We start from the raw sequence: 16,196 nt of genomic DNA, 5'->3' as shown, positions 1-16,196 counted from the left end.
TTAAATCACCCGAAGGATTAAAGCGGAATGTAATAAATGTGCAAAAGTTTCTTTGGGTACTTCTTTTTTATCTAAAGTTACAGGCAAGCTGCCTTCAACAATATGAAAAGTACCTTTTGTGGTTCTTTTATCGTTTAAAGGGTTGTTTAAGATACCTTGTTTTATTCTACTTGTAGTAACTAAATCGCTTTTAAATGAATCGCCATCCGGAGGCAAACTAATTTCTCTTGCTTGTCCTTTTTTTGATAAAACTAGGGTATTGTTTGGTATTACAATAGATTTATTAATAGATACATCTTTTAAATAATCATAAATAAAATCTTGTATTCTTGTATCTACGGGAGAAAGATGATTAGATAATAATCTTGATCTCTGCTGAATACTTTTAATAAGACTGCAGGTTAATTCTTCAAATTTAGGGTCTAAAAATTGAATAGAATTTTCTGGTTTGTCTTTAAAAGTAGGTTGCCCTAATGAAGCTAATTGTAAGTTGATAAACTGAATAATATCGTTTCTTGTTTCTTGCATGATGGTATTTTTAGACTCCTATAAAAATACCATAAAAATTTCATAGCTAAGTTGTTAAATACTTAGCTTTTAACGCTTGTTGAAAATAAATCGTTTTATCATTTTTTGTGTGAATTTCAACATTTGTTAAACGTTTAACTAAATGCGGAAAAACACTATTTAAAAGCACTTAAACCGGTTACGTCTAAACCTGTAATTAATAGGTGAATGTCATGCGTCCCTTCATAGGTAATTACACTTTCTAAGTTCATCATGTGGCGCATAATAGAATACTCACCAGTAATTCCCATTCCGCCTAACATTTGTCTTGCTTCTCTAGCAATTGTAATTGCCATATCTACATTATTTCGTTTTGCCATAGAAATCTGAGCAGAAGTTGCTTTGCCTTCATTTTTTAAAGTACCGAGTCTCCAAGCTAATAATTGTGCTTTGGTGATTTCTGTAATCATTTCAGCCAATTTTTTTTGTTGTAACTGAAACTGACCAATAGGCTTGCCAAATTGTTCACGCTCTTTACAGTAACGTAAAGCGGTGTCATAACAATCCATTGCAGCGCCAATTGCGCCCCAAGCAATTCCGAATCTTGCAGAATCTAAGCAACCTAAAGGTGCTCCTAATCCAGATTTATTTGGTAATAAGTTTTCTTTAGGCACTTTTACATTGTCAAAAATAAGTTCTCCGGTTGCAGAAGCACGTAAAGACCATTTGTTATGCGTTGTAGGTGTTGTAAAGCCTTCCATTCCGCGTTCTACAATTAAACCATGAATTCTACCTTCTTCATTTTTTGCCCAAACAACAGCTATCTGTGCAAAAGGCGCATTAGAAATCCACATTTTTGCCCCATTTAAAAGATAATGATCTCCCATGTCTTTAAATTTCGTTTCCATCCCTGAAGGATTAGAGCCGTGATTGGGTTCTGTTAATCCAAAACATCCCATCCATTCACCAGAAGCTAATTTTGGTAGGTATTTTTTACGTTGTGCTTCATTTCCATATTTAAAAATAGGATACATGACTAATGAAGATTGTACAGAAGCAGTGGAGCGAACGCCAGAATCTCCACGTTCTATTTCTTGCATAATCAATCCGTAAGAAATTTGATCTAAACCTGCTCCACCATATTCCTCTGGAATATAAGGACCAAAAGCACCAATTTCTGCCAAACCACTAATAATTTGAGTAGGAAATTTTGCTTTTTGAGCATATTCTTCTATAATAGGCGAAACATCTCGTTTTACCCATTTTCGAGCTGCATCTCTTATTAATTTATGTTCTTCCGTTAATAAATCATCTAGATTATAATAATCTGGCGCTTGATAAAGATCTTGTTTCATAAGTTTATATCTAAAAGTGGATTCGAATTTAATCTTATTTTTTGAACAATATGTGTGTTTTTAAACAAATATATTGATTATTGTTTAATATTGATATTTGTATTCAATGAAAATGAAACTTAAAAAAAGCAACAAATATGAAAGTTAAAGATACAAAATCTATAAAAAGTAGATGATTTCGATTAAGTTTGTATGCATGAAGCATACCTTAGGAAAAGAAGAGCGTTTAAAGAGTAAAAAGCTCATAGAAAAACTTTATGTAGAGAGAAACTCTGTGAAAGCGTATCCTCTTAGAATGATCTTTTTACAAACAGATCATACTTCAAAATACCCTGCACAAGTAGGAGTTTCTGTTCCGAAACGTAATTTTAAACTAGCTGTAGATAGAAATAGAATTAAGAGATTAATGCGAGAATCTTATCGTTTGCAAAAAGAAATTGTTTACAATAATATAGAGCAACCTTATGTTTTTATGATTTCGTATCTTGGGAAAGAAGAATGTACTTATGAGGAGATGTTCTTAAAAATGGAAAAATTACTAACTCGGTTTGTTAGTGAAGTAAATAATAAGAAAAATGATGAGGTTTAAGTTTTCGAAAAATACAATTCTTGTTCTTTTAGTAGGAACAATTTTTTTATCGTTTGCATTTAAATCGAAATTTTTTGAGGTTGCAAAACAAATAGAAATTTACAATACGTTATTTAAAGAGCTAAATATGTATTATGTAGATGAAATTAATCCTGCAGAATTAACGGATAAGGCTATTAAAAACACGCTTAAAGATTTAGATCCATACACCAATTTTTACAACGAACAAGATGTAGAAAATGCAAAAATAGTAAGAGAAGGGGAATATGGAGGTATTGGAGTTTCTGTTTATTATTTAAAACAAGGAATTCAGATTAAAGAAATTTTTAAGGGATATTCTGCGGATAAAGCAGGTTTGAAATCTGGAGATATTATTGTTGCTATTGATGGTCAATCTGTAAAAGATATGGAAAGTGAACAACTTTCTATGTTGATAAAAGGAACGCCAAATAGTACTTTTTCTGCAGTAATAGAAAGACAAGGAGAAAGTCTTCAGAAAGAAATAACGAGAGATAAAGTAGTTGTAAATCCGGTGCCTTTTTCTGAAATGATAGATGAAGAAACGGGTTATATTGTATTAACACGATTTAATGAAAAAGCTTCATCCGAAGTAAAGAAAGCTTATAGAAAGTTGCAGAAAGTAGGAATGAAAAAACTAGTTTTCGATTTAAGAGATAATCCTGGAGGCTCATTATTAGAATCTATAAATATCTCTAATTTCTTCTTGCCAAAGGGTAAGGTAATTGTTTCTACTAAAGCAAAAATTAAAAAATGGAGTAATATTTATAAAAGCACAAACAATCCTTTAGATTTAGAAATACCTCTTGTTGTTTTAGTAAACGGGCGCTCTGCTTCGGCATCAGAAATTGTAAGTGGTTCTTTGCAAGATTATGATAGAGCGGTAATTATGGGGCAACGTTCTTTTGGTAAAGGTTTGGTGCAGCGTTATAGAAAATTGACCTACGGTACGCAGTTAAAACTAACAATCTCTAAATATTATACGCCAAGTGGTCGATGTATTCAAGAATTAGATTACGCGAATAGAGATGAGAATGGAAAAGTTCCTAAGTTTTCTGATGCGGGTATCAATGAGTTTAAAACAGCAAACGGAAGAAAAGTCTATGATGGTGGTGGCGTTTTGCCAGATGTAGTGATTAAAACATCAGAAAAAACGGAAGCAACGGAGATGGTATTAAACTCTAAAGCTATTTTTAATTTTTCTGTAAATTATTATTATCAGCATCCATCCATAGAAAGTGCTATTAATTTTGAGTTTAAAGATGCAGATTTTAATAAATTCACCAATTATTTAAAGTCAGATACCACTTTTGTTACTAGGCAAGAAGCTTTGTTTAAAGAAGCTTATAAATCAATAACCGTCAATAATATTTCTAATGAATATGAGAGAATTGAAGAAAAGTTATTCCAGGATAAGATTGATAAAATAACCAAGAATAAAGATATCCTAAAAATAGTGCTTCAAGAAGAAATACTAAATAGATATTATTTTGATGAAGGAGTTTATAACCATAAAATAAAGAATGATTTGGTGATAAAGGAAGCCGTTAATTTGCTGAATGACGAACAAAAATATAAGCAAATTTTATCCACTAAATAATTTTATCTTTGAAAATTAAAATTGAAAATGACAAAAATAAATAAAACAGATAGAACAAGGGCTCATGAATCTACAAATGCTATAGAGAAATTATATATTTCTATGCGCCATTTATTTAGTAGAGGTTTTTACAAACCAATGGGTATTTCTGGAGAGACTTTACGTAAATCTTTGCTTTTATTGAGACCAGAAATTTATGGATCAATTGCAGAAGAAAGAATTGAGTTAAATGGGTTAATATATGTAATAGAAAGGCTTCCGAGAGGAATTGAAGAATGCCAGTTTATAAATTTAACTGCAGATGAAGGCTATAGTAGTTCTCATTTCGAAAGCATAATTCCGCCTAAAAGAAGAAGGAATTGTTATAGGATAGATAAAGACCAAATGAATATAGAAATTACACGTGGTCGTTCTGAAATTTATGATATTCTTACCCATTTGACTTTTTTATTTATAGAATCTCATAAAATTCAAAAAAGAGTAACTATAAACGAAGGGACCGATTTTATTAGAGAATGGAAATATTTAGAAGATATTGTTATCTATAATAAAAAAATTACAGACCAAGAAAGAGAGGTTGCTACTGCTCATTTAAGTAATATTTTAGGAAGAACTTTTGAAGAAGTTGTAAGTATTCATAAAGCATTTGAAACATCAGAGAAAAAAGATCGTTTTTTTCATTTAATTTATTGGTTAGGTAAATTAGCTATTAACGAAGTTTTAGATAATAAGAAGAGAAAAGTTACTTTTAGCTCTGTTTTAATTGAAGAAATTGGACATCACATTTATGGTGATATTTGGGCAAATAATATTAAAAAAGTACTAAAAGAAAATAGTCTGCTAAAAAGACCAATTCATATTATTAGTGCCAACATGCACAGTGTATTAAATTCTATTTATGCCAAAGGTGCGCTACCAAAAGAAGCCGAAGAATATGAAGGTTTTGGGCTGTATCAGCTATTAAGTAATTCTGATAGTAAGCCTTTGCAAAAAGCGGTTAAAGAATATGCATCAGAAAATGGATTGATCTATATTAAAGATACTTCTGGTACAAATATTAACGTTCAAGTAATAGATACAGAAAAAATTAATTTTGAAGATTCTCCGTATGATAAAGTAAATTCTGTGAATAAAAAGCCCGTTATAATTGTAATGGATTATGCTTTTGGTGAACAAGCTTACGAAACGATGGATGAGCTATTAAAACCATATAAGAATAGTAAGAAAAAGAATCATTTAGATGTAAAATCTGTTTCTATAATGGGGAAAGCAGGTATTTTAGAAGGTGGTAAAGGAGATATAATGATTCCTACTGCACATATTTTTGAAGGTACTGCAGATAATTATCCGTTTAAAAATGAGTTGTCTAAAGAAGATTTAGAAGGTTTTGGCGTAGAAGTTTTTGATGGTTCTATGATTTCTGTTTTAGGAACTTCATTACAAAACAAAGACTTGTTACAGTTTTTCCATGACTCTACTTGGAATGTTATTGGTTTAGAGATGGAAGGTGCTCATTATCAGAAAGCAATACAATCTGCCTCTAAAATTAGAGGGAATATATCTAAAAACGTTAAAGTAAGATATGCCTATTATGCATCGGATAATCCGTTAGAAACAGGAGCAACACTAGCTTCTGGAGGTTTAGGAATGACTGGGGTTACACCAACATATGCGATTACACAAAAAATATTAGAACAAATTTTTTAATAGCCTAAGGCTAAAATTTTATTACAAAAAGAATGTCAACAAATCAAAAAAATAACGAAGAAGAAATAGATTTAGGTTCTTTATTTGTACTTTTAGGTAAAGGTTTTTCTAAGTTTTTTAATTTTATTGGAAGTATTTTTAAAAGTATTTTTAATTTTTTAATCACAATTTTAATCTTCTTTAAACAACATTTTATTAAGATTGCAATTGCAGCAGTAATAGGAGCTGTTACAGGTGTCTTTTTGGAGGTGAAAAAGGAAAACCTTTATGCTTCTGATTTAATCGTAAAACCAAATTTTGAAAGTACAAGACAACTATATAATAATATTAATTATTACAATGATCTTGTAAAACAAAAAAAGGCTGCCGATTTAGCTAAAATATTTAATTTAGATGAAGAGGCAGCTGCAAGTTTTAAGAAATTCACCATCACTTCTATTGAAACTGAAAATGATATTATTGATTCTTATAATCAATTTATTTTAGATGTAGATACCACTACTGTAAAGAGTTATAAATATGAACAGTTTAAAACGGCATTCTCAAACTATGATTATAAAACTCATAAAATACATGTAGTTTCAGCAAGAAATGATGTTTTTAATAATTTAGATGAGGTTATTATTTCTTCTGTTGTTAAGAACAAATACTTTAATCGCTTAAAAGAGTTAAGTAATGAGAACTTAAATAGAACAGATTCTTTATTACGCCAAAATTTAGGTCAGGTAGATTCTTTAAGAAGAGTGTACATGCAGGTTATGGTTGAAGAGGCAAAAAAACAAAGTAACGGAACAAATATAGATCTAGGAGGTGTTAAGAGTAGAACTAAAGAATTAGAACTTTTTGAAACGAATAGAAAAATTAATGCAGAGTTAAAGAGAGTTGTTGATGACAAATCTGAAAAATACGAGGTTATAAATGTGATTTCTAATTTTCAGGCGGTAGGTTATAAAATAAGTGGAGTTACCCAAAATTATGCCTTTTTATTGTGTGTTTTAGGTGCATGTCTTATGGTTTTGTTTTTATTGATAAAACAGTTAAATACGTTTTTAAATAACTATAAAAAATAGAAAATGCAGGCAATTCTTATAACAGGTGGAGCTGGGTTTATAGGCTCTAATTTTATACCTTACTTTTTAAATAAATATAAAAACTACAAAGTTGTAAATTTAGATTTACTTACCTATGCAGGTGATCTTTCTAACTTATCTGAGGTGGCAGATAATGAAAGGTATACTTTTGTAAAAGGTGATATTTGTGATAGAGAACTGGTAGAAAATCTTTTTAAAGAACATCAATTTATAGGTGTTATTCATTTTGCAGCAGAATCTCATGTAGATAATTCTATTAAAAATCCTGATGCATTTGTTAGAACAAACGTTTTTGGAACTTTTAATCTGTTAGATGTTGCAAAAAAACATTGGATGGAAAGTCCGAATGTATTTACAGAAGGTTTTGAAAATTCAAGATTTTTACATGTTTCTACAGATGAGGTTTATGGTAGTTTGGGAGAAACAGGATTCTTTACAGAAGAAACCCCTTATGCACCAAATAGCCCTTATAGTGCTTCTAAAGCATCATCAGACTTTATGGTAAGAAGTTATTTTCATACGTTTGGGATGAATGTTGTAACTACCAATTGTTCTAACAATTATGGTCCGAAGCAACATGATGAAAAATTAATACCAACCATAATTAGAAAAGCAATTTCCGGAGAAAATATTCCCATTTATGGTGATGGAAAAAATATAAGAGATTGGTTATTTGTATTAGACCATTGTACAGGAATAGAACTTGCTTTTAAAGAAGGGAAATTAGGAGAAACGTACAATGTTGGTGGTAAAAACGAACGAAATAATTTATATATAGCAAATGCTATTTGTGAAATTTTAGACGAAGAAAAACCAAAAGAAATATCGTACAAAGAACAAATCAGTTTTGTAGAAGATAGAGCGGGTCATGATTTTAGATATGCTATTGATGCATCAAAAATAGAAGGTAAATTAAACTGGAAAGCTCAAGAGAATTTTGAAACTGGTATTAGAAAAACCATTCAGTGGTATTTAGAAAAATATAGTTAGATATGAAAGGAATAGTTTTAGCAGGAGGTTCTGGTACCAGATTACACCCACTAACATTGGCGGTTAGTAAACAGTTAATGCCAGTGTATGATAAACCAATGATTTACTATCCTCTTTCAACGTTAATTTCTGCAGGAATAAGAGAAATTTTAATTATTTCTACACCACAAGATTTGCCTTTGTTTAAAAAGCTTTTAGGAAATGGAAATCAAATTGGTTGTAGTTTTGAGTATGAAGTTCAGGCAGAGCCAAATGGTTTGGCAGAAGCTTTTATTATAGGCGAAAAATTTATTGGTAAAGAAAAAGTAGCCTTAATTTTAGGAGATAATATTTTTTATGGATCAGGATTATCTAACTTGTTAAAAGCAAACAACAACCCTAATGGAGGTATTGTCTATGCATATCATGTAAATGACCCAGAACGTTATGGGGTGGTGGATTTTGATGATAACCAAAAAGCAATTTCAATCGAAGAAAAGCCAGAAGAGCCAAAGTCTAATTATGCAGTTCCTGGTATTTATTTTTATGATAATGATGTTGTAGAAATTGCTAAAAATATAAAACCAAGTAAAAGGGGCGAATTAGAAATAACAGAAGTGAATAACATGTACTTAAAACGAGGAAAACTATCTGTAGAAATTTTAGATAGGGGAACCGCTTGGTTAGATACAGGTACTTTTGATTCTTTAATCCAAGCAGGTCAGTTTGTACAAGTAATTGAAGAAAGACAAGGTTTAAAAGTTGGTTCTATAGAAGAAGCTGCTTACAGAGCCGGTTTTATATCAAAAGAACAAATGATAGAAATAACAAAACCTTTGTTAAAAAGCGGTTATTCTAATAATTTATTAAAAATATAATGAAAGTTACAGAAACAAGTTTAAAAGGATGTTATGTTATAGAACCTCTTTTTTTTAAAGATAATAGAGGTTGTTTTTTATTAGAATATAATAAAAAAGAATTCCAAGAAAAAACTGGGTTTACAGGAGATTTTGTTCTAGGAAATCAATCTACCTCTCAATATGGTGTTGTAAGAGGGTTACATTTACAAAGAGGAGAATTTGCACAAGCAAAATTAGTACGAGTTGTAAAAGGTAAAATTTTAGATGTTGCTGTAGATGCTAGAAAAGATTCTGAAACTTTTGGAGAAGTTTTTTCTGTAGAATTGTCTGCAGATAATAATAAGCAATTATTTGTTCCAAGAGGTTTTTTGCATGGTTTTTCTGTTTTAGAAGATGATACGATTGTTTCTTATAAATGTGATAATTATTATAACCTTGATTCAGAAGATGGTGTTTTATTTGATGATAAGGACTTAAATATTGATTGGAAGTTAAAGGAGGATGAAATTGTATTATCTGATAAAGATAGAATGTTAAAAGATTTTTTAAGCTTTAATGATATCTCAAAAACAAGTGAAAATCTGTAAATGATATTTAATTCATTAAAAAATAAACTGATACAGATTAGAAATAATGTAAATTTTGTAAAGTATCTTAATAATACTCTGTGGCTTTTCATGAGTAAGATTTTAGGTTTCTTTTCTGCTATTTTTGTAGGTGCATGGGTTGCTAGATATTTAGGGCCAGAAACATTTGGTCTTTTAGCTTATAGCAATAGTTTAGTTGCTTTGTTTTTACCTATTGGTATGATAGGTTTAAATGATATTGCTGTAAAAGAGTTTGTAAATGCGAAGAATAATGTTGAAATCGGAAAAATTTTAGGTACTGCTTTTCTAATGAAGCTCTTTTTCGGTTTAGTTTCATTTCTAATTTTAATTTTATTTGTTTTTTTAAATAAAGATTTTTTAGAAATTAGATTTTTAATTTTAATATTTTCTTCATTTCTGATTCTCCAAAGTTTAGAAGTTTTTGATTTTTACTTTCAAAGTCAAGTTAAATCTAAATTTGTAGTCTATTCTAGAATCATTGCGGTTTCAATTTCTTGTATTTTAAAGATTGTATTAATAGAATTAAATGCAACTGTTGCGTATTTTGCAATAGTTATTGTTTTAGAATTTTTTATTACTCATTTATTTACATTTCTATATTTTAATAAAAGTAAAATAAAGGTTTCTATTTTTGATTTTGATAAAAATTATGTTTTAAGTCTTCTTAAAAAGAGTTGGCCCCTTTTTTTAAGTGGCATGATGTACATAGTTTATACTAAAATAGATCAAATAATGGTAAAAGATATTTTAGGGGCTAAAGATGCAGGTTTATACGCTGTTTCAATAAGTCTAAGTGAGGTTTGGTATTTTATACCAAACATTATTGCAGTTTCTTTTTTTCCCGCAATTTTATTTTATAAAACAAAAGATAAAAAAATATATTATAAAAGAATTACCAATTTATATAGCTTACTGTTTTGGTTAGCGGTATTTCTTTCTTTGTTTATTACTTTTTTTGGAGAATGGATTATAGAAAAATTATATGGTAATAGTTATCTTCAATCTTATAAAATATTAAGTATTTACATATGGTCAAATATATTTTTCTTTTTCACAACTATTAGCTCTAAATGGCTTGTCGCTGAAGGTTTTTATATGCATTCATTTTATAGAAATATTTTAGGTGCAATTTTAAACATTATTTTAAATATTATTTTGATTCATAAATTTGGTCTTACAGGAGCAGCATTATCAACCTTAATATCTTATGCTTTTGTAGGTTTATTCTATGATTTGTTTTTTAAAGAATTAAGAATTAATTTTAAATTAAAATTAAAATCTATATTATTTATAAATTGATAAATAGTAACCTTATTTATCAAAATTAAAACAGAATTACCTTATTTTAAATTCTCCTTTTTTAAAGAAAAAGCCTTTTAAATGAGTTCGTTCAAATATTCAATTCTAATAAGACAAAATGAAAATTTTATTTATTACTCATTATTCTTTTTTATATGGAGCCAATAAATCATTATTACAACTTTTAATAGATTTAAAAACTGATTATAATATTAGTCCGACTGTAATTGTACCTGAAAAGGGTACTTTTTCTTCTAAGTTAGAAGAAAATAATATTGATTATTATGTTTTTAGATATTATAACTGGTTAAATTCGAACACATTTATTAAAGCCAAAACTAAAATAATAATTAATAAATTTTTATTTAAAAAAGTTTTGGGTTTCTTAAGAAAATACAATTATAATTTTGATTTAATTCACACCAATTCTAGCGCTACTAATTTAGGAGGGTATTTATCAAATAGGATGAAAATTCCTCATGTTTGGCATATAAGGGAATATGGGAAAGATGATTTTAATTTAAAATACGAAACAGGAATTGAAAATGCAGGAAATTATTTTAATTTAAATGCATCAGTAATTATTACAGTTTCAAAAGATTTAAAAGAGTATTACTCTAATTATATTAATCCTGAAAAAATAAAAGTAATATATAATGGTATTAAAATAAAAAATAATTTTGAAAAAATATATAATTTTACAGATCCTTTAAAAATATGTGTATTGGGTGCTATATCTGAAAATAAGAACCAAATAGAAGTTATAAAAGCATTATCATATCTTAAAAATCAAAAGAAGCAATCAAATTTTGTGCTGTATATTGTTGGGGATGGGTTAGATACATATGTAGAGGTTTTAAAAGAGTATGTAGAAAAAGAAGGTCTTAATGAAAATGTTGTTTTTAAAGGCTATATTGCTCATGTTGATAATTTTTTAAAAATGATGGATTTAGGAATAGTTTCTTCTAATAGAGAAGCTTTTGGTAGGGTAACGGTAGAGTATATGATGAATAAAATTCCTGTTATAGCAAATAAAAATGGAGCTAATAAAGAGATTATTACTGCTACAAATTTAGGATACATATATGATCTAGGTGATACTGAGCAGTTAGCAGAAATTATCTATAAAATTAACGAAAATAGAAAGGATTTAAAATTGATAGGAGAAACAGCTTTTGAACATGCAATAAAAAACTTCTCGTCAAAATTAAATACAGATAATATATATAAAGTATATAAAGAAGTGGTAGTTGTTTAAAGAGACAAACTGAAATAAGATTTCTTTTAAACCCTCCTGAACAATAACCGAAATTTATTTAGTCTTATTATCGTTGGTTAATAAGAAATAGAATCAAATTCATTCATATGTTATCAATTATAACTGTAACTTTTAATTCTGAAAAAACAGTCAGAAAAACAATAGAATCTGTTTTAAACCAATCAATAAGTCACTTCGAATACATTTTAATAGACGGCGATTCTAAAGATGCTACGATAGAAATTATTAAATCATATGAAGCTGTGTTTAAAAAGAGAAATATACAATATACTTGGATTTCAGAAAAAGACAGTGGTATATATAATGCGTTTAATAAAGGTGTAAAATTAGCTAAGGGCAACTGGGTTTCTTTTTTAGGTTCGGATGATTGTTACACAGAAGATGCGTTAGAAGCTTATTTAAAGGTTATTTTAGCGGCAAATGATAATGTAGATCTTGTTTATTCTAATGTAGATGTTATTGATAACGAAGAAAATATCATAAACAAAATAAATGGGAGTTGGTCTTGGTCTAAATTTAAGAGATACATGAATATTGCACATGTTGGTGCTTTTCATAATAAAAACTATTTTTCTAAATACGGATTTTTTAATGAATCTTATAGAATAGCGGGTGATTATGAGATGTTATTAAGAGCAAAAGACAATTTAAAATCGATTAAAATAGAAAAGGTTACAGCAAAAATGGCAGATGGAGGTGTTAGTAATAATCATATTTCTTTGGCATTTAAAGAAACTTTTAAAGCTAAAAATAAAACTGCAGGAATTGGTGTTATATTATGCTTTTTAGATTACAATATAGCATTATTTAAGTATTATTTTAAAAAAATAAGATGTGAAATTATTAGATAAATACCTTATTTTTAGTAGCGTTTTTGCTTTATTTTCTGAGAATTTTGCCTTTCATTATATTATTGATTGGAAGCTTTTCTATATAATTTTGTTTGTTAATTTAGGAGTGTTTTTATTTAAAACTAAATTGGTTGCAAATAAAAATATGATAATTGTATATAGTTTTTTGCTTATACATGGTATTATCATGTATGTTGTTTTAAGAAATCCCATTGGTTCATTATTTGCACAGTTAATAGGGGTGGTTCTTAGTAGTTTTTATTATTATAATTTTATTAGAGAGTATAATACAAAACGGCTGTTTAAAACGTATGTTAATACTGCTTTTTATATTGCTGTATTAGCAATACCAATGTTTTATTTAAATATTAATTTATTTACTCCACAAAGGCTAAATGGTATTCTGTCAGAACCGGCACATTATGCAGCAATAATGCTTCCCGCTGTTTATGTAACCTTAATGAAAAAATCATATTTTAAATTTATAATTATTTTAATCACAATTTTACTCTCAAAATCTTCAATTGGTTATATTGGCTTAGTGTTAATACTATTTTTGCCTCTTTTAAAAATAAAATATTTTTTAAAATATTCATTTCTAGTATTTGTTATATTAGGAGCAAGTTCTTATTATATTTATACTCAATGGGATGTTTATTCAGATGAGAATAACGGAAATATATTCGTTAGAAGACTAAAGCAAACTCAAGAATCTTTAGTTGCTACAAATACTGGAGAATTTAAAAAACACATCAATCTAAGTTCTTATGCTTTGTTAAGTAATGTGTTTGTTTCAAAAAATATTTTTTTTAATTATCCTTTGGGAACAGGCTTAGGTTCTTATAAATATGAGTATGAAAAGGTGTACCCAGAGTTATCTCCTCCAGATTACTTAATTAAACAAAATCTATCTAAAATAAATCAACAAGATGCGAACTCTCTTTTCTTAAGAATGTTGGCAGATTTAGGTATCTTTGGTCTTCTTATGATAAGTTATTTTTTTTACAGAAGTTATAACTTATTTAAAAAGGAAAGTAAGGTTTATGAGCAAGGAATCTTTTTTTATTTAATAATTAAATTATTTAGAGAAGGGCATTATTTTCCTCCAGAATTTTATTTTTTTGTTCTAATTTTTATAAAAGACTTTAATGATAAAAATATTACACATAGTTGAAAACTATTCATTTTCTAGTGGAGGTATAAGAACTGTGGTTAAAAACTTAACGGAAGAATTATCTAATGAAAACTATACTTCATTTATTTTAACGTCACGTAAAGAAAAGGAAGATAAAAGTGCATATGTAGTTAATTCTGATAAAAAACCTTGGTTGTATTCTAAAGAATGGAAGGTGAAAATACATGAAATTTGTAGTGAGAAGAAAATTGATTGTATTCATATTCATGGAACGTGGATGTTTCCACAATTTATAGCAGCTAAATATGCTATTAAAAATAATATTCCATTTATTATTACTGCACATGGTATGTTTGAGCCTTGGTTGTGGGAACAAGGTAAGTTTAAAAAGAAATTTTATTTTAATTTTTTTACAAAAAAGTATTTTTCTAAGGCTACAGTTGTTCATTCAATTACAGGTGAAGAAACCAAAAACCTTAAAAAACTTTTTATAAATGGAAATATAGAAGAGATTCCTAATTTAATAAAAGAACAAAAAGAAGATTTAAATTTAATTGATAAAAAAGAAAAATATATACTTTATATAGGGAGATTAGATGAGAAAAAAGGAATTGATTTATTGATTAAATCCTTTATAAAAATTAACCCTAAAAATGTAAAGTTAAAAATTGCAGGAGAGTTTAATGTTTATAAAAATAATTTAGAAAAAATAATTGAGAGTTCTAATATTGATTCTAATAATATAGAGTTCTTAGGTTTTGTAGAAGCAGAAGCTAAACATAAATTAATTAAGAATGCATTTGTGTTAGCGGCACCTTCACACTCAGAAGTTATAGGTATGGTTAATTTAGAAGCTGCAATTTTAAAAACGCCTGTAATAACAACCTATCAAACGGGTTTAAATAAACTTTGGAAAGAAAATGGTGGTTTTTTAATTAATCCAAATCAAAAAGAACTAATATCTAGTTTAGAAGAGGTCTTAAAGTGGTCTAAAGAAAAACAAATAGAACAAGGTGAAAAATTATATAATTTTGTGTTAGAAAAATATACTTGGAAAAACAGAATAGAAGACTGGAAAAAATTATATAAAAGTGTTTTATAATGGAAAGGGTAGTTACTAAATTAACAATAATTCTATATTTGTCTCTTGCTGCTTTTCCATTGATGAAAGCAAATATAAACTCTATTTTTATTATATTTTGCTCAATATTTGCTGTTTATGATTTTATAAAGACTAAAAAAAAAATCACTTTTGATAGTAAAATAATTGCACTGACTTTTGTTTTTTGGATGTTTTTATTTCATGAAATATTTACATTAGATCTTAGTCTAACAAAGATATTACTTCACCTTCCTTTTCTAATTTTTCCTATTATTTTCTTATATAAGCCAAGTTATATAGATAATAAAGTTAGAGATCGTTCTTTGCTTATTTTTCAGGGAAGTGTTGTTTTACAAACTATTATTTATTTGATTGTATTTCTTAAGGAGAATAAAATTCAGCAAATTTTTGCAATTAATAATTATAATATACCATTGTTTAGAACCTATGTTCTAGAAAATACTTCTGTAGCAATTCATCAAACATATTTTTCTGCTTTTTTACTTACTAGCTTAACAATATCACTTTTTTTAGGACTCAAAAAAACGGTTAGATTTTCTTTAATCTTTAATTTACTCAATATTATTTTTACGTCTTTTTTTATCTTTGTTTTTGTATCAAAAATTAATATAATTTTATTGGTACTAACATTTATTATTTATCTAATTATATCTTTTAAGAGTTTTAAAAAGAAGTTGTTATTAAAATTTATATCTGTTTTTTTAATTGTTGGGGCGTTCTTTATTTTAGCATTTAATGGCCTTGTTAAGGAAAGATTTAATGAAATTAGAACAGAAATAAATAGACCTCTAGTTGGTAATTATCATAACTCTATTAATATTAGAGTTGCTATTATTAAATGTTCTTTAAACTTATTAGAAGAACTACCATTGTTAGGTTATGGTAAGTCATTACAAGAAGAATTAAATAACTGTTATCAAAATAGTTTTAAAAGCGATTTTTATAAAATATCTACGTATAATACTCATAATTATTATTTTAATTTAATTTTATATGGAGGTTGGGTCTTTTTATTATTGTTTTTATATTATTTATATTATTTATTTCGAAAAGTAAATTACCCCAAATTTATCCTTGTATTTATTGTACAAATATTAATTATAAATTTAACAGAGAATTTTTTTTCTAGACATTATGGAATTATATTGTTTATCTATTTTATATCATTATTTTTACCAAATAAGAAAATGCTAAGGAATTAGATT

Annotated in this window: 15 protein-coding genes; 13 read left to right on the top strand and 2 right to left on the bottom strand. The window is 27.5% G+C overall.

Going from position 1 to position 16,196, the window contains the following annotated elements:
* Positions 1 to 528: a hypothetical protein gene (locus tag WG945_RS09000; protein WP_197482021.1), complete on the bottom strand. Its 528-nt coding sequence runs from the start codon at positions 526 to 528 to the stop codon at positions 1 to 3.
* A gap of 155 nt (positions 529 to 683) precedes the next feature.
* Positions 684 to 1,862 (bottom strand): acyl-CoA dehydrogenase family protein, encoded by a 1,179-nt coding sequence (locus tag WG945_RS08995; protein WP_068447169.1) that lies wholly within the window; start codon positions 1,860 to 1,862, stop codon positions 684 to 686.
* Between the two features lie 196 nt (positions 1,863 to 2,058).
* Between WG945_RS08995 and rnpA the strand changes: the two genes are divergently transcribed.
* The 13 genes from rnpA (at position 2,059) to WG945_RS08930 (ending at position 16,193) form a co-directional block, all read left to right on the top strand.
* On the top strand, positions 2,059 to 2,451 hold the full coding sequence (gene rnpA / locus WG945_RS08990; RefSeq protein ID WP_068447167.1) for a ribonuclease P protein component: 393 nt from the start codon (positions 2,059 to 2,061) through the stop codon (positions 2,449 to 2,451).
* The gene (locus WG945_RS08985) at positions 2,438 to 4,069 is read left to right on the top strand and encodes a S41 family peptidase (protein ID WP_068447165.1); all 1,632 of its coding nucleotides are present in this window, start codon (positions 2,438 to 2,440) and stop codon (positions 4,067 to 4,069) included. Before rnpA ends, WG945_RS08985 begins: the two co-directional genes overlap by 14 nt.
* Positions 4,070 to 4,096: 27 nt before the next feature.
* Entirely contained in the window at positions 4,097 to 5,776 is a 1,680-nt protein-coding gene (locus WG945_RS08980) for a DUF6909 family protein (protein WP_068447164.1), read from the top strand.
* A gap of 32 nt (positions 5,777 to 5,808) precedes the next feature.
* The gene (locus tag WG945_RS08975) at positions 5,809 to 6,846 is read left to right on the top strand and encodes a hypothetical protein (protein WP_068447163.1); all 1,038 of its coding nucleotides are present in this window, start codon (positions 5,809 to 5,811) and stop codon (positions 6,844 to 6,846) included.
* Between the two features lie 3 nt (positions 6,847 to 6,849).
* On the top strand, positions 6,850 to 7,857 hold the full coding sequence (gene rfbB, locus WG945_RS08970; protein WP_068447161.1) for a dTDP-glucose 4,6-dehydratase: 1,008 nt from the start codon (positions 6,850 to 6,852) through the stop codon (positions 7,855 to 7,857).
* A 2-nt stretch (positions 7,858 to 7,859) separates the two neighbouring features.
* Complete coding sequence (gene rfbA / locus WG945_RS08965) at positions 7,860 to 8,714, top strand: glucose-1-phosphate thymidylyltransferase RfbA (protein ID WP_068447159.1); 855 nt, start codon at positions 7,860 to 7,862, stop codon at positions 8,712 to 8,714.
* Positions 8,714 to 9,283, top strand: coding sequence for a dTDP-4-dehydrorhamnose 3,5-epimerase (gene rfbC / locus WG945_RS08960; protein ID WP_068447157.1), 570 nt, complete (start codon positions 8,714 to 8,716; stop codon positions 9,281 to 9,283). The genes rfbA and rfbC overlap by 1 nt, the downstream gene beginning before the upstream one ends.
* Positions 9,284 to 10,603 carry a flippase gene (locus WG945_RS08955; protein WP_068447155.1) on the top strand — a complete coding sequence of 440 codons (1,320 nt, stop codon included), beginning with the start codon at positions 9,284 to 9,286 and terminating at the stop codon, positions 10,601 to 10,603. It begins immediately after the preceding gene.
* Positions 10,604 to 10,721: 118 nt separating this feature from the next.
* Positions 10,722 to 11,861: a glycosyltransferase family 4 protein gene (locus WG945_RS08950; RefSeq protein WP_068447153.1), complete on the top strand. Its 1,140-nt coding sequence runs from the start codon at positions 10,722 to 10,724 to the stop codon at positions 11,859 to 11,861.
* Positions 11,862 to 11,968: 107 nt separating this feature from the next.
* Positions 11,969 to 12,733 carry a glycosyltransferase family 2 protein gene (locus tag WG945_RS08945; protein ID WP_068447152.1) on the top strand — a complete coding sequence of 255 codons (765 nt, stop codon included), beginning with the start codon at positions 11,969 to 11,971 and terminating at the stop codon, positions 12,731 to 12,733.
* A 145-nt stretch (positions 12,734 to 12,878) separates the two neighbouring features.
* Positions 12,879 to 13,907 carry an O-antigen ligase family protein gene (locus WG945_RS08940; protein ID WP_157603498.1) on the top strand — a complete coding sequence of 343 codons (1,029 nt, stop codon included), beginning with the start codon at positions 12,879 to 12,881 and terminating at the stop codon, positions 13,905 to 13,907.
* Positions 13,882 to 14,970 carry a glycosyltransferase gene (locus tag WG945_RS08935; RefSeq protein ID WP_068447148.1) on the top strand — a complete coding sequence of 363 codons (1,089 nt, stop codon included), beginning with the start codon at positions 13,882 to 13,884 and terminating at the stop codon, positions 14,968 to 14,970. The genes WG945_RS08940 and WG945_RS08935 overlap by 26 nt, the downstream gene beginning before the upstream one ends.
* On the top strand, positions 14,970 to 16,193 hold the full coding sequence (locus tag WG945_RS08930) for an O-antigen ligase family protein (protein WP_068447147.1): 1,224 nt from the start codon (positions 14,970 to 14,972) through the stop codon (positions 16,191 to 16,193). Before WG945_RS08935 ends, WG945_RS08930 begins: the two co-directional genes overlap by 1 nt.
* Positions 16,194 to 16,196 lie beyond the last annotated feature (3 nt).

It is taken from the genome of Polaribacter atrinae, from assembly GCF_038023995.1.
Classification (GTDB): Bacteria; Bacteroidota; Bacteroidia; order Flavobacteriales; family Flavobacteriaceae; genus Polaribacter; species Polaribacter atrinae.
This window is presented reverse-complemented; position numbering and strand designations above follow the sequence as displayed.

What these genes read in the sequence shown, in the direction of transcription:
- WG945_RS08930 (WP_068447147.1), top strand. Translation starts at nt 14,970, where the DNA reads ATGGAAAGGGTAGTTACTAAATTAACAATAATTCTATATTTGTCTCTT.
- rfbC (WP_068447157.1), top strand. Translation starts at nt 8,714, where the DNA reads ATGAAAGTTACAGAAACAAGTTTAAAAGGATGTTATGTTATAGAACCT.
- WG945_RS08945 (WP_068447152.1), top strand. Translation starts at nt 11,969, where the DNA reads ATGTTATCAATTATAACTGTAACTTTTAATTCTGAAAAAACAGTCAGA.
- rfbA (WP_068447159.1), top strand. Translation starts at nt 7,860, where the DNA reads ATGAAAGGAATAGTTTTAGCAGGAGGTTCTGGTACCAGATTACACCCA.
- WG945_RS08935 (WP_068447148.1), top strand. Translation starts at nt 13,882, where the DNA reads ATGATAAAAATATTACACATAGTTGAAAACTATTCATTTTCTAGTGGA.
- WG945_RS09000 (WP_197482021.1), bottom strand. Translation starts at nt 528, where the DNA reads ATGCAAGAAACAAGAAACGATATTATTCAGTTTATCAACTTACAATTA.
- WG945_RS08955 (WP_068447155.1), top strand. Translation starts at nt 9,284, where the DNA reads ATGATATTTAATTCATTAAAAAATAAACTGATACAGATTAGAAATAAT.
- rfbB (WP_068447161.1), top strand. Translation starts at nt 6,850, where the DNA reads ATGCAGGCAATTCTTATAACAGGTGGAGCTGGGTTTATAGGCTCTAAT.
- rnpA (WP_068447167.1), top strand. Translation starts at nt 2,059, where the DNA reads ATGAAGCATACCTTAGGAAAAGAAGAGCGTTTAAAGAGTAAAAAGCTC.
- WG945_RS08985 (WP_068447165.1), top strand. Translation starts at nt 2,438, where the DNA reads ATGATGAGGTTTAAGTTTTCGAAAAATACAATTCTTGTTCTTTTAGTA.
- WG945_RS08980 (WP_068447164.1), top strand. Translation starts at nt 4,097, where the DNA reads ATGACAAAAATAAATAAAACAGATAGAACAAGGGCTCATGAATCTACA.
- WG945_RS08940 (WP_157603498.1), top strand. Translation starts at nt 12,879, where the DNA reads ATGATAATTGTATATAGTTTTTTGCTTATACATGGTATTATCATGTAT.
- WG945_RS08950 (WP_068447153.1), top strand. Translation starts at nt 10,722, where the DNA reads ATGAAAATTTTATTTATTACTCATTATTCTTTTTTATATGGAGCCAAT.
- WG945_RS08995 (WP_068447169.1), bottom strand. Translation starts at nt 1,862, where the DNA reads ATGAAACAAGATCTTTATCAAGCGCCAGATTATTATAATCTAGATGAT.
- WG945_RS08975 (WP_068447163.1), top strand. Translation starts at nt 5,809, where the DNA reads ATGTCAACAAATCAAAAAAATAACGAAGAAGAAATAGATTTAGGTTCT.